The following is a 13,103-nucleotide window of genomic DNA, read 5'->3' on the forward strand; positions in this document are numbered from 1 at the left end:
GTCCCAAAGTGGTTATGATTGCAGTCCCAGTGCTCGATGTTTGCAGTCCGCCACAAATAGTTAGACCTGGTTGGGGTGAAATAGGATTAGAAGCGGGTAATAATAATTTTATTTGGGGTTTTAAGGCTAATATCTCAAAAATAGGACTTGTAGCTAGGGCAACATTATAAAAATCAGCCCCACTATTAATCAGTAAGTATAAACTCTGGCGTACTTGTAGGATTAAACCTGCAAAAAGTGCTAAATCCCCTAAAGTATATTTACCACCAATCGCCCCCAAAATAACATAACCATAGGGAAGTGCTGTACCCAAACCACTTAACATTGACCAAATTATAATCTCTATTGAGCCTTGAGAACGTATTTTTAGCATTGCGTTCAACATATTTCTAAAAAGACTGTGCCAACGCTCTAAAAATAATCCTTGCAGACTAAATAAACGTAACTCTTTAGCGTAGACGGGGCTGGTTAAAACCTCCTTATAAATATTCATTTGGCGCACTACGCTAGCTTGGGTTTTTTCTACTTTCCAGCTTTGCTTTTGGTACTTGAGTTCTACATAAACTGAGGGTGTAGAGAAAATAAATAAGACTACTGGGATCCACCAACTAATAGAAGCAGACAGTAAAATAGCAGGGATAAAACTAAAAAATCCATTGAGGGTGGTAATGAGAATAAAAGATAGGTGACTAAGACGCTGTATACCTGTTTCAGTTAATTGAACTTTGTTTAATAGTTCAGGATTTTCAAATAAAGCAATATCCTCAAAATTAGCAACCTTTTCTAATACTTTCTCTTGTACAAAACCTTGCACGCGATCACGTAATGAACCAATAGTTAAGGCATTGAGGGTATTAATAGAATCTTTTACTAAACCTAAAAAAATTAATCCCGCTATACTCCATCGTAAAACAGATTCTTGCATTAGTACTGCCACTGCACTAGTAGTTATTTTCTGTCCTAATAAGCAAGATACTTCATCAATAATCAATTTGTTGAGAAAAAGTGATATTGGGGGATCTACTCCCCCAATTAAACTGAGAATAATTAAATTTTGTAAATCTCTCTGTGCTGCTTGCATAACCATCATCAGGCTGCGCCAAAAACTCTGAACAGCATTTAACATTATTGTTTTTGACTTTCCCACATTAACCCAGATTCTAAAATTTTAAGTTAAGTCTCAAACGCTAAACATAAATCGTAAGCGTTCAGAGGGTTAGGCAACTAAAGGCGTAGACTCATCTTTTCTTTCAAGATTGGAAGTAACGCTCGCATCTTCTCGCTCTTCAAAGTAGATCGCTGTTGGAACTAAAGATGGTGTTGAAAATCCTTGTCGATGTGCCGTGATGGTTTCTCGGATAAAATCCAAAACACTACGATTTTGAGATCGCAAACTACTTACCACCGTCAGCATTCTCGCCACGAATATACTGCCATTCTCACTTTGAGAACCAAAACTGTTCTTTTTCCACAATACAGCAGGGCGAATCGCTCTTTCCGCCGAATTATTAGTCGGTTCCACATCTTCTACTTCCACAAATAACCACAAGGCTGTTTCCACCTTCAACAATTGTCGGCAAGTACGCACCGTTTTCGCCCAAGGTGTATTTTCCCTTGAACCAATCTCAAATGCGGCGGTTTCTGCCAATAGTTTTTGAACACGACTTTTAATGGGTGATACTAATAATTGAAACTCCTTTCTACTCAACGTTCCATCTCTGACTCTTAGCCACAACCTGAACAACTTTTTTTCTTGCGCTATCAAATCCCTACCAACTTGTCGTGATGCACCACTACGCTCGGCTATTTTCTGAAACTCCCGCTTTAGATGCGCCCAACATAACTGTCTTCGCTTCACATCCACCCAGTTGTAACTACCTAACCTGCATTATTCATGAGAGAATCAAGAAAAAGCTTGAAAGCCCTATGCAGTAGCAAACATAGCGATTTGAGTCCCACAACAGTGTGTGATCTCTATCTATTACTAACTCATGATTGTTTAATTATCTAAAATAACGTGAGTTCGATGTCATCGCTAGCAGTAGAAAGGCGATCGCTAGCAGTAGAAAGGCGATCGCTAGCAGTAGAAAAGCGATCGCTAGCAGTAGAAAAGCGTTCGCGTAGCGCTGCCTTCGGCAGACCGCTAGCAGTAGAAAAGCGATAATGATAGAATGACTAACAAAAGAATATGAAAAATAAGCTGATGTTGTTATCAAATAAAATGAATTTAAGAAGAAGAGCGTTAATTGAATCTGTTAATGCTCAGTTGAAAAATTTATGATAAAAAGATCTATTTTAGCCTATAATAAATAAAGAAATAAAGTAAGGTAATTAGTCCCGTTTTTCATGAAAAAGTTTGCGGCCAATCTCCCCTTAAATTTTGCTGCCCAGAAAGCTTTAGAAGTTAAGTTTTCTGGACTAGATTTAAGTTCAGATGCGGGATTGTTGCTAGTTAAGCAAGCAGAAAAAAATCTCAAAGTGTGTGAAGGGATAGCCGATTGTTTAGAAGACAATAGAGAACAGCATAAAGTTAAACATCCTCTATTTCAGTTAGTAAGTCAAAGAATCTATCAAATAGCAGCAGGATACGAAGATACTAATGATAGTAATTACTTGCGTCATGACCCAATTTTCAAGATTATCTGTGATAAAATCCCCAGAATAGGAGCAGAATTATTAGCAAGTCAACCGACGATTAGTAGGTTAGAGAATCAAATAACTAAACAAGAAATTAAAGCTATACGTCGTTTTTTTATCGATAAATTCATTGAAAATCATCCTGAAGCTCCACAACAAATAGTTTTAGATATAGATGGCTTTGATGCTTTTACTCATGGACACCAACAATTGAGCTTATTTCATGGTTACTATGGGCATCAAATTTACTTTCCTGTATTAATTAATGAGGCGAAAAGTGGTTATCCCTTAATTCTACAACTAAGAGCGGGAAATTCTCACGCAGGGAAAGGAATTTTAGGATTATTAAGATGGTTATTTTGGCGTTTAAGAAAGGCTTGGCCTGATGTCAAAATCATCTGGCGGGGAGATGGAGGATTTTCTTTACCTGAAATCATAAATCTTTGCGAACGAAAAGAGGTAAAATATGTTTTTGGCTTTAGTAATAATGCTGTTTTGAAACGGAAAATTAATTACCTTCTTGACCAAGCGAGATTAGAATATTTTCGCACTCTCCAAAAAGCTCGTTTATTTGATGATGTTTATTATGCCGCTAAGACTTGGGAAAAACCTCGCCGAATTGTCATGAAAGCAGAATGGTTAGAAAAAGGTGCAAATCCTCGATTTTTGGTGACTAATTTAGAGACAGAGGCACAAGAACTTTACGATAATTTTTATGTTCAAAGGGGAGCAACTTCCGAGCATCGAATCAAAGAATTAAAACTTGGACTGAACGGGGATCGTCTCAGTTGTCGTAAATTTATTGTCAATCAATTTCGCTTATTTCTTTGCCAAGCAGCTTATATTTTAATGCTTGAAATTCGAGCATCTGCACAGGGAACAAGATTGGCAATTGCTCAAGTTTCTCGTTTACGGGAAACCATCGTTAAAATTGCCGCAAAAGTTAGTGTTTCCCTTAGACGAATTCTAGTAGAATTAGCGGCTCATTGTCCTTTAGCCGATGATATTCAAGTAATAGTAGAACGATTAACTTCTGGTCAACAATTAATTTTTTGCTAACATCTACCTCTGATAGGATTGGTATGTCTATACAACCTTAATTGAGTCTTTTTTCTGCTTTTATAGCTAGTTTTTGAAAGATTAATCAGTAAGATTACTTACTCTCTTTAAATCCATTTAAGAGAAAATCGATTTTGAGGCTAATTTCTGATTTTTTGGGTTTTGTTTTTTTCTTCATGAATAATGCAGGCTAAACGATCTCGAAGAGATCTCGCCAAAGGCGAGGGCGCTCCCCAATATACCCTCAAAATTTTCTCCCAACAAATTAATTGCTGCACTGGTACAACGGGATAAAGTCACTTGAAAATAGGTAATTAGAGGAGTTACCGCAACCCATAACCACGCCTTTTTTTTCAGAGGATTTTTCCCATCCGTATTACCTTGTGAAAACCCTGTTTCATCGGCATTTACCATCGGGGCAGATTGAATATAGGTTTTTGCTTCTTCCACCGCTACTGATAATGCTATACTGGCTTCTTTTCTCAGGCGATTTACTGTCCCCAATGACATTTTTACCCCAAAAAAGTCGGACATAGCACTAACTACCATGCGGTGAGAATGACGATAAACCCCACTCATCAACGACACCAAAGCTACCACTGTCACTCCATAGCCACTTTCGGGGATATTTTCTGGTAATTTCGCCCTGGTTTTTGCCCCACAATGATTACATTCTGGAGTTTAGACTAAATAGCCCGGATTGGTCGACTGCTACATTACCAAGGTCTTAGCCTTGAGTCTCCTTTGGCAAGTGCTAACGAATAACACAAGATTATTGACACACTGATTTTAGTACAACAAGCAACTATGGAAACTCATGGAATATCAAAGATTGGCGCAAACAAACTTAAACCGCTAACTTTTTTACCCAAAACCCGCAACCAGTTCCTGGTTAAAAGTTTTTTAGTCCTTGAATATTGATAATCCCTCAACAGAATAAGCAGGAATGGCAGAATCAACCGTCATAAAAGTTAAACTATGGCTAATTGCTTGAGCCATTAACATTCTATCAAAAGGATCTCGATGTAATAACGGTAATTTAATCAATTGAGTGACACTTTTTTCAGACAAATCAAGATGATTAATAAAATGAAGTTTTCTTTGTCTAGGAAGATAAATATCAGGAGATTCAGGAAAATTGATTTTCCCTAACTGATATTTAAGAATTACCTCCCAAAGAGAAACTACACTTAAATATACTTCATTATCACAAATCCGAATGACAGTCCGCCATTGAGTTGGTAATCGTTGACTGTTATTAATGAACCAGAGAAAAATATGGGTATCTAACAGTAATTTCATGCTCCCTCAAAGCTTTGTAACACGTCTTCTGGTAAAGGATCGTCAAAATCATCAGGAACAACAAATTCTTCCTCACATAACCCCGATGGACGCATTCTTCCTAACTCAAAAGTATCAACTCCTTGAATATTAATCAAAACCTCTTGACCATCAGGAACATCGATTTCTGTTAACAATTCAATGGTTTGACCCTTTTTGATTCCTTTAACCCATGACATAAAACTGACCTCCTGCTACCCAATCAATATCATTCTCTAGTCTAATAAATTATTGCCAATCAAACCTGAAATAGACAAGTGGACTCCTCGCTTTCTCAAACCTACTAATAATACCAAATCCACTTCACATACCTTCCTTGGCAGCGATCGCCTTATCAATTGGATTCACTGCTTTTAAGAGTACCTTTGTGGGCTTAGTCAAGAATCCCCCGTGGGGAGTGTCAACGCGATGACATCATTGCAGCGATTTATTTTGCTAGGCTAAATGATAGGTAAGTACAATTGCTTGATTGTAAGGAGTTTTTTGCAAATATGATATCACTTCAGTCTCATCAGAGCCATCCTCTGAATTGTTATGCCATATTGAAGCAAATCGAGCCTCAGCGAGTGAGCGATGGAGTAATGATCTCTATTTTCAGTGGTTGTGAATCAGCAACTCGGTTGCTGGTGCTGATTTTGCCACAATTTGGAGATTTCGATAGTCTCGAATTTGCATGGTGGCTGCAACGGGAGTCCAAGCGGCTTATTGAGGAGGGAGTGGCAATCCGAGCTGTGGGCATTGGCGATCGCGCCTCAGGACAGAGATTCTGCGAATACACTCAATTTCCGGCAGATTGCCTGTTTGTCGTCCCTGGAGCGGAACTGCACGGTTCACTCAATCTTTATCGGGGTCTCTCATTGAAAGTGCCGGGGCTTTCGCCCGTGCAAAATGCTTGGTTCAACTTGATGCTGATGTGTGCGGGAATTGGCAGCCCTGGGACTCTAGCTGAAGTCTTTCGGGGTTATTGGGGTGATAGTCAAGCTCCCCAGTTAATTGAGGATGATGAGGTTATCCATGCCAAACCGTTACCTCCTTTCAAAGGTTCATTCTTCAAACTGGCTGGTGGTAGTGGATTTCAACGCCCCTTTGAATTGGCTACTTTGCGATCGCGAAATATGACAGAAGTACTGAGTCATTGGAAAATCTATGTTCCAAATGGAGCTTATCTGACGCAGCGAGGAGGGACTTTTCTATTCAATGCTCAAGGAGAATTGCTCTACGAACACCGCGCTCAAGGCATTTTGGGATTTGCTGCTAATATGAGTCGTCCTTTATCGTTTCTTTTAAAGTGACTCTAAGGCTAATAACACAAGTCAACTTGATAATATTTTTTGTATATTACATAAAGATTAGGGAAACAATTAATTTAACAAAATTCTTTAGTGATGGTTGTAATAGGCAGAAATAATGAAAGAGGTAAATCTTGAAAGGGAATAAATTCATATTTTAAATAAAATTCTTTGGCTGTTAAATCTATTGCATCAACTCTAACGGCAAAAATACCAATTTCCTGAGAAGCTTTTACAGCTCTCAAGAGTGCATTTATCAATAATTCACTTCCCAACCCTTGTCCTTTGACTGAATTATCTACAGCTAATTTGCCAATTAATATTACTGGAATCGGATAATTAGGAATTTTCTTTTGATATGCCTCTGGTAAAGATTTAAACTCTATTACACTCGCACTAACTGTATAATAACCATCTATTCTTAGAGGATGAGATTCAGAAATAGCCACAAAGGTTTTAGCAATACCTTTTTCATGATTTTGCCTAGCATATTTTTTAAGATAGTCATTTAATATGGGATAACCACAATCAAAATGCCCTCTTTGATATTCTTTCTGAATAGGGAAAAAGTTCCATCTTTTTTCAGACTCACTTTCCATATTTAGAATTATATTTCTTGATAGCTGTTTTGAGTTTTCCTTGAAGTTCTGGAGGATTTTCAATGGTGGACATAAATAAATCTCTATCTCTGTCTGAAAGAACTAATTTTTCAATAGCTTCTATTTCTTGTTTGGCAATAGGCAACAGATGAAGAAGAGTATAAGCACTCAAGGATATTCCCCTTAGATTCGCGGCTTTTTCCAGCAGTTCCTTTTGTTCAGGAGTCACTCTCAAATCTATACGGCTATTTTTAGTTGTAGACGCGCTACTTGATAAGGGTTCTTTAGGAGAAAAGTTTTCTGACATAATAAGAATTTTTTGTATTTATTTTCGTTATTTCTAATTTAAAAGTTTTTGACGGACAATGTACACACACTACGAGATAAGATAAACAGAACACTCATTCGCACTCTGCCTAAAAGGTAGTGCGGAAGCGTTTACGTTTGAAGGGTGCGCTTTGCGCGCACCGCGTAGCGGATGTCTGCAACATCGACTTACCAATACTCAGGGGGAAATTCCGAGTTTTTGGCTTGTCAGAGCGATGATTTCAGATATTTGTAAGCTCGCTATCAGAACAATCTGTTTATTTGGCATAGTTTTGTGCTAGATAATAGACCGATGCGATAGTTACCGAAGTATTTCTAAAACTTCTCCATTTCCTTTGGCACTCAAAAGGTGTATATTTTAAGCCGCGGCTTGACCATTCATCCCACAAGTCAAAATAGCGCTCGCCCTCTGAATAAAGAGCCATGCCTATTTTTAACCAAACATCATAGGGACAATCAGGGTCAATTCTGTAGAGTGCTGAGACAAGTTTTTGCTCATCACTGTGATAAACCTTATTAGGATTAGGTTTTGAGCTAATTTTTCGATACTGCCGTTTCTCTAGAAATTCTTTTATCGCCTCTGGTAAAATGGCAACAGGTCTATTCCAAGGAGCATTCAACCAACGATAATTTCCAGTTTCCGGATGTAAACTAGGAGGTAAAGCTGATTGACATTTATTGTATCTGAATTCAAGTAAATCCCCTGACTGACAAGAAACATCAGCATAATTGGTCAAAACTAGTCTATTGAAGTTAACCAAAATATGCTGAAATTCTTGAGGCACTTGAAAAAGAAGCTGAAATCGTCCTGTTTTCCCACTCGTCCAACCCACAGTATTAATCTCAATATCACCACCTAAAAGAGCGGTAAATATTTTCTGCGAACTAACACCATCAAAATCTATCGCCAACAACCCCCGGCTAGCCACACCAGTTCTTAACCCGTAACCACTGACATAAGCTTGCCAACTATGACCATTTTGAGAAACTTTGGTTTCTCCCGAGGCGATTAGTTTGCTAAGATAATCACGAGAAAGTATTGGTTCGTTCTGCCAGCCTTCTCGAAAAGCTCGTTTTTCTCTCAGAGGTGTTAAACTCCAATTAGAGGGTAGTAAATCAAGACACTCGATTAATTCTTGGCAGTTTTGAGGTTTTTGCCAAGGCTTCCAATTGTTCTGCATAGCTATCTAATTGTAGAAATCTCCTTGATTTCAGCGATAGCTAAGCTTATTGACTAAAAAAGACTTGGAAACAAAAAAAAATCAGCCCGGTTAGAATCGTGGTGGAAATTGGCGTCCCAGTGAGTTAAGCTTTTACCCATAACGTTATGGGTAAAACTAGAATAAAATTATTATAAAGACTAGTTGAAAAAAACGTGAGCATTATTAGTATTGTAAATCAAAAAGGTGGCTGTGGTAAAAGTACCACAGCAGTTCATTTAGTTTCTTGGCTAGCTAGAGACTGTTCAGTAACTTTAATTGATGCCGATTCTCAACAATCAAGTTCCGGTTGGCTCTCTAGTCTAGAATCGGAAAAAATTCCCTATCAAGCTATATTAGACCCTGAAGATTTATTTGAAGCCATTGAAACAGCAGGACAAAAATATGATGTGGTGGTGGTTGATGGTCCAGGTAGTCTTAGTGAAGTTACTAAAACAATTTTGGATATTTCAGACTTGACACTTGTTCCTTGCCAACCATCAGGATTAGACTTAAGCAGCAGTAGTAAAATCTTACAAGTAATTCGTCAACGACAAAAAGTACGTGGAGGTCAACCAAAGGTTGGTTTATTTCTTAGTCGCGCTATAAAGGGAACTCTTTTACTCAAAGAAGCTCAACAAGCCCTCAAAAGTGATGCTCGATTTCCTTTACTAAATGCTATCATCTATCAAAGACAGTGTATTTCAGATGCTCCTATCCAACAAGCCACAGTATTTCACTTATCCGGTTCAGCAGCTAAATCAGCTCGTCAAGATTACGAAGCTCTATTTCAGGAGGCATTAAAGTACCTTGAATAAAAGACGAACTGTGCAAAATTTTTTAGCAGAGTTACCAGTAGAACCAGAATCATCTTTAAATTTAGATTCAATTGTTGTTCCAGAAACTCAAGCGCGTCGTTATTTCGACCCCGATAAATTAAAGCAATTAATAGATTCAGTTCGTCAATATGGTATTCTTGAACCCTTGTTAGTACGTCCGATTCCAGGAAAACCTGATAAATATGAATTAGTAGCAGGAGAAAGACGTTATCGAGCGGCTAAAGCTTTAAATCTTCCTGCTATACCAGTTGTTATTCGCGAGTTGAGCGATGAGAATGCTTTAGCACTTTCTTTAGTAGAAAATCTCGCTAGAGAAGATCTTAATCCTGTTGAAGAGACTGAGGCAATTCTAACTTTACTTGAAATTGAGTTAGAATTAGAACGTGATGAAGTTGTTTCTTTACTTTATCGCTTAGAAAATGAATACAAGGGGAAAACTACCCATAACGTTATGGGTAGTGAAAAGGAAGAGCAAATTCAATCTCTTTTTCAGGGATTAGGGCAAAATTGTTTATCTTTTATTTCTAATCGTCTTCCTTTGCTTAATCTACCAGAGGACATTTTAGATGCTATAAAACAAGGTTCAATAGCTTATACTAAAGCTAAAGCTATTGCTAAGGTTAAGGGTGAATCACTACGCAAAGAACTTTTAAATGAAGCGATTTCCTCTAACTTATCCTTAACTCAGATTAAGGAACGTATCAAAGCATTACAATCGTCTGAGCCAAAAAACACACCTCAAAAAACAATAGACTTGACAGTTAAGCGCATAAAATCGGCAAAGTTGTGGGAAACAGCTCCCCATAAATGGGAGCGAGTTCAGTCTTTATTGCGAGACATTGAAGAATTATTGTCTGAAGAAACGTGATTAAACTGGCTAAATGCGATGATTTCTAGATTTATTTCTACTAGTCAAGCTTTAATTTCGTCCAAAACTATAAAGTAAATTGCAGTAAATACTATGAATTTAAAGCAATTATTAGAAGAGAAACGAAAAGATATTATTGAAATTGCAGCGAGACATGGAGCGTATAATATTCGTATTTTTGGTTCTGTCGCAAGAGGCGAAGATAATGAAAATAGTGATTTTGACTTTTTGATTGATGATGATTTAGATAAAATCTCACCCTGGTTTCCAGGAGGATTATTGGTAGATTTAGAAGATTTATTAGAGCGTAAAGTAGATATTGTTACTGAAAAAGGACTAAGTGATTTAATTCGCCAGCAAATTTTAACTGAGGCGATTCCACTATGAAAAAAAAAGAGAAGACATAATAGTCTTCTCTCAATAAATGAAATATTATTAATTACTTAACGCTTCCCGTTATTGTCTGTTTTTGGCGATTCAAAGTCCTGAGATTTAGCAGAAGCCATCAGAAGTTGAATCTCTTCGGAAGATAATCCATCAATTGGAATTAAATCCACAGCAAGGTCAACAAGTTTAGGTTGAGTCGCTAAGAATTCAGCAATTTGCTCAAGTTGTTTATTTTCAGCAGGTGTTTGTCGAGTGCGCCAATCCCATTTAACTGAGAAATATACTCCGTAATCTCCAGAATGTTTCTGAAAGCTACCTTGAAATATACCCAAAGCAGGTTCTCCGTTTTGCATCAATTCTGTGATTGTTTGAGAAAACTGCTCAATACTACGCTTTTTGAGATAGGTTAGACAGACGGTATTATTAGGCAAGTTATCAGAATTAGGAGCAGGGACAAACCAAATTTGTAACCAGGAAGTATTCTTAGTTTGACCTAAAGAACCAAACATCTGGGCAACTTTAAGAATAGAGATTTCAATCTGATTACCACGAAAGTCTTCTTCTCCCACTTTCCATTGCCCAACTTTACAGTCGTTGCGAAGGTTGAAAGGAACTTGTGGTAGAAAGATAGAATCTTTTGGTCTGATGCCAAATACTTTGATTTCAGTCATTTTCTTTGAGACTCCATTATTTGATTTTTAATCATCAATAAAAGAGCGATAGCGATTTATAGCAGAAGAATTTGATGCTTCAAGCAAAATGCTTAGGAAACTTGACTTTAACCAAACGATTGCACTAAAACAAAGGGCTGTACAATTAAAGCATTGAATTCTTTGTTAGGATTTTGATTCCATTGACTTAATTGCTCTGACAATGGTTTAGTAATTAGACTTTCGCAGATCCAATCTTGAATCTTATTAGTATTGTTTAAGGCTATGGCTTCACCTACATCTAGCAAATCGAGGTTGGGATTAACTACAATAACTACATCTCGTTGAGCATGGGGAATGATGTCCTTCCATTGAATAGTAGCTAATTCTTCAGAAAGTTGTATTTTTATATCTGTCATTATCTAAAAAAATTTTTTCTGCTTAAATTGTATCAGAATTAAGAGAGGGTTATTTCATTTTAAAAAGAATCAAAAAATGGATGAATTGGCGTACAGCGAATGCGATCTTGCAAAGCAAGGGCTAGGCGAACGCCAGTGCCCACTAGATATGATAAGCGAAAAATTAATATTTAAAAAAATGTGACCAATTTGGTCACATCCAAACTTAGCGGGAATCAAATTGTGAAAATTTCTTCAATTTTTGCCTTCTCAGATAATTGCATCAGTTCGTTGTGGGAACTGGAATTCAAGACGATAGTTTGATTAGCAATTTTTTGAAGTTCAGTAGATTCAGTACAGCCAAGTAAAACTGCAAATAGATTAACTTTTTTCTCTTTCTTTTTCTCCAGAAACTGTTCTAACCATTCAGATTCAACAGCACATTCTCCATCTGTAATAAGGATAATATCTGCTTGAGAATATTGAGATGATTCAATTACTTCCATCGCTGAATCTAAAGGTTTTTGCCAAGATGTACCACCACGGTAAAAGCTCAACATGGAATTTTTCAGTTTCAGTGTGTCTATTTGTCCTTTAGAAAAATCGTCTATTCTCCGTACCTCTTTATCAAAATGCAAGATACAACAATCTCTTTTTTGAGAGTTAGCAACATGAAGAAGAGCGATTGCCACTCCTTTACTCCATTCTTCCTTATCCCCTTCCATAGAACCACTGGAATCAAGACAGATAACTATTGGTCCTCGAACGGTGGTATCAAAGCCTCTGAGTCTATACTGTAAGAGAGAATTTTCAGAATAACTTTTGCAGAACAAGGGTCTTAGTTCAGGAATTGCTAGGTTAATTAGCTCACTTGGTAGAACTCTGTTGAGGTTATTACCCATTTCAACTGTATAAGGCTCTTGAGGAACGTTATTGGTTTTAGTTCTTTGTTTTTTGGCAGCTAACTGTTTCATTCGTCCTGCTATCAACGCAATTCTAACCAACTTTGCATTATTCGATAATTCTTGAGCCAATTTGATTTTATCTTCAAAAGAACCAGCTTGTGTTAGTTGACCAGTTTCACTCCCCCAACCGAAACTATTGAGAGTTTCACCTATGTTTGATATGGCTTGTTTTGCTGTTTGGCTAGCAGAATAAATTGCTTCGGGTAAAATTGTTTCAATAGATGAAGCGAATCTCTGTGCTTTAGCTAAAGCTTTTTTACCAAGTTTGTTAATTTCAGCTAGTTCCGATTTGAGGTCGGATAACAGTTGCTCTTCTTGGGGATTGAGTTGTTCAAGTTGTTGAAGAGATTGAACTTGATTAGCGAGCGCCTTAGCTTGTTGTCGAAGCTCATCGGTATTATCAAAGTTATTCTTTTGACTTGAAGGTAATTTTTGGGCGATTTCAGAAGAAAACTGTACAGCACCCATTCCTGCTAGCAATCTTTTCTTAAACCCACATTCAGCAGCCCCATAGATAAAATATAAAAGAAGTATAAAGCCAAAGA

The 13,103-nt window shown here is 37.3% G+C and carries 15 protein-coding genes and 2 pseudogenes; 6 read left to right on the forward strand and 11 right to left on the reverse strand.

All coding sequences use genetic code 11. The annotated features are described in order from the left end of the window. Together EA365_09470 and EA365_09475 are read right to left on the reverse strand one after the other, a co-directional pair. Positions 1–1,126, reverse strand: a 1,126-nt coding sequence (locus tag EA365_09470) for an ABC transporter ATP-binding protein (protein ID TVQ44711.1), incomplete at its 3' end; no start/stop codon positions are given. A 90-nt stretch (positions 1,127–1,216) separates the two neighbouring features. Beyond that, positions 1,217–1,864: a hypothetical protein gene (locus EA365_09475; protein ID TVQ44712.1), complete on the reverse strand. Its 648-nt coding sequence runs from the start codon at positions 1,862–1,864 to the stop codon at positions 1,217–1,219. Positions 1,865–2,182: 318 nt separating this feature from the next. Between EA365_09475 and EA365_09480 the strand changes: the two are divergent. Together EA365_09480 and EA365_09485 are read left to right on the forward strand one after the other, a co-directional pair. After that, positions 2,183–2,278, forward strand: a pseudogene (locus EA365_09480) (IS982 family transposase). A gap of 68 nt (positions 2,279–2,346) precedes the next feature. Continuing rightward, positions 2,347–3,696, forward strand: a complete 1,350-nt coding sequence (locus EA365_09485; GenBank protein ID TVQ44713.1) for an IS1380 family transposase — start codon at positions 2,347–2,349, stop codon at positions 3,694–3,696. 174 nt (positions 3,697–3,870) lie between these two features. On the opposite strand, the gene EA365_09490 is transcribed toward EA365_09485, so the two are convergent. From EA365_09490 to EA365_09500, 3 genes and pseudogenes are all read right to left on the reverse strand, one after another. Next, positions 3,871–4,275, reverse strand: a complete 405-nt coding sequence (locus EA365_09490) for a hypothetical protein (protein ID TVQ44714.1) — start codon at positions 4,273–4,275, stop codon at positions 3,871–3,873. A 324-nt stretch (positions 4,276–4,599) separates the two neighbouring features. Further along, a complete protein-coding gene (locus EA365_09495) occupies positions 4,600–4,998 on the reverse strand; it encodes a type II toxin-antitoxin system VapC family toxin (protein TVQ44715.1) in 399 nt (132 codons plus the stop codon). Next, a pseudogene (locus EA365_09500) lies at positions 4,995–5,093 on the reverse strand (type II toxin-antitoxin system Phd/YefM family antitoxin). Before EA365_09500 ends, EA365_09495 begins: the two are co-directional and overlap by 4 nt. A gap of 468 nt (positions 5,094–5,561) precedes the next feature. Here EA365_09500 and EA365_09505 point away from each other — a divergent pair. Continuing rightward, positions 5,562–6,329: a hypothetical protein gene (locus tag EA365_09505; protein ID TVQ44725.1), complete on the forward strand. Its 768-nt coding sequence runs from the start codon at positions 5,562–5,564 to the stop codon at positions 6,327–6,329. A 74-nt stretch (positions 6,330–6,403) separates the two neighbouring features. Here EA365_09505 and EA365_09510 read toward each other — a convergent pair whose 3' ends face one another. The 3 genes from EA365_09510 to EA365_09520 form a co-directional block, all read right to left on the reverse strand. Beyond that, positions 6,404–6,925, reverse strand: coding sequence for a GNAT family N-acetyltransferase (locus EA365_09510; protein ID TVQ44716.1), 522 nt, complete (start codon positions 6,923–6,925; stop codon positions 6,404–6,406). Then, the gene (locus EA365_09515) at positions 6,915–7,232 is read right to left on the reverse strand and encodes a DUF1778 domain-containing protein (GenBank protein TVQ44717.1); all 318 of its coding nucleotides are present in this window, start codon (positions 7,230–7,232) and stop codon (positions 6,915–6,917) included. Before EA365_09515 ends, EA365_09510 begins: the two co-directional genes overlap by 11 nt. Before the next feature lie 277 nt (positions 7,233–7,509). Continuing rightward, the gene (locus tag EA365_09520; protein TVQ44718.1) at positions 7,510–8,433 is read right to left on the reverse strand and encodes a hypothetical protein; all 924 of its coding nucleotides are present in this window, start codon (positions 8,431–8,433) and stop codon (positions 7,510–7,512) included. A 194-nt stretch (positions 8,434–8,627) separates the two neighbouring features. On the opposite strand from EA365_09520, the gene EA365_09525 reads away from it, so the two are divergent. The 3 genes from EA365_09525 (at position 8,628) to EA365_09535 (ending at position 10,545) form a co-directional block, all read left to right on the forward strand. Beyond that, positions 8,628–9,269 (forward strand): hypothetical protein, encoded by a 642-nt coding sequence (locus EA365_09525; GenBank protein ID TVQ44719.1) that lies wholly within the window; start codon positions 8,628–8,630, stop codon positions 9,267–9,269. 10 nt (positions 9,270–9,279) lie between these two features. After that, entirely contained in the window at positions 9,280–10,158 is an 879-nt protein-coding gene (locus EA365_09530; protein ID TVQ44720.1) for a ParB/RepB/Spo0J family partition protein, read from the forward strand. Between the two features lie 93 nt (positions 10,159–10,251). After that, positions 10,252–10,545, forward strand: a complete 294-nt coding sequence (locus EA365_09535) for a DNA polymerase subunit beta (GenBank protein ID TVQ44721.1) — start codon at positions 10,252–10,254, stop codon at positions 10,543–10,545. 56 nt (positions 10,546–10,601) lie between these two features. On the opposite strand, the gene EA365_09540 is transcribed toward EA365_09535, so the two are convergent. From EA365_09540 to EA365_09550, 3 genes are all read right to left on the reverse strand, one after another. Continuing rightward, complete coding sequence (locus EA365_09540) at positions 10,602–11,216, reverse strand: hypothetical protein (GenBank protein TVQ44722.1); 615 nt, start codon at positions 11,214–11,216, stop codon at positions 10,602–10,604. A 107-nt stretch (positions 11,217–11,323) separates the two neighbouring features. Next, on the reverse strand, positions 11,324–11,614 hold the full coding sequence (locus EA365_09545; protein TVQ44723.1) for a DUF2288 domain-containing protein: 291 nt from the start codon (positions 11,612–11,614) through the stop codon (positions 11,324–11,326). Positions 11,615–11,829: 215 nt separating this feature from the next. After that, positions 11,830–13,026, reverse strand: coding sequence for a VWA domain-containing protein (locus EA365_09550; protein ID TVQ44724.1), 1,197 nt, complete (start codon positions 13,024–13,026; stop codon positions 11,830–11,832). Positions 13,027–13,103 lie beyond the last annotated feature (77 nt).

It is taken from the genome of Gloeocapsa sp. DLM2.Bin57 (assembly GCA_007693955.1).
In the GTDB taxonomy this organism is placed as follows: Bacteria; Cyanobacteriota; Cyanobacteriia; order Cyanobacteriales; family Gloeocapsaceae; genus Gloeocapsa.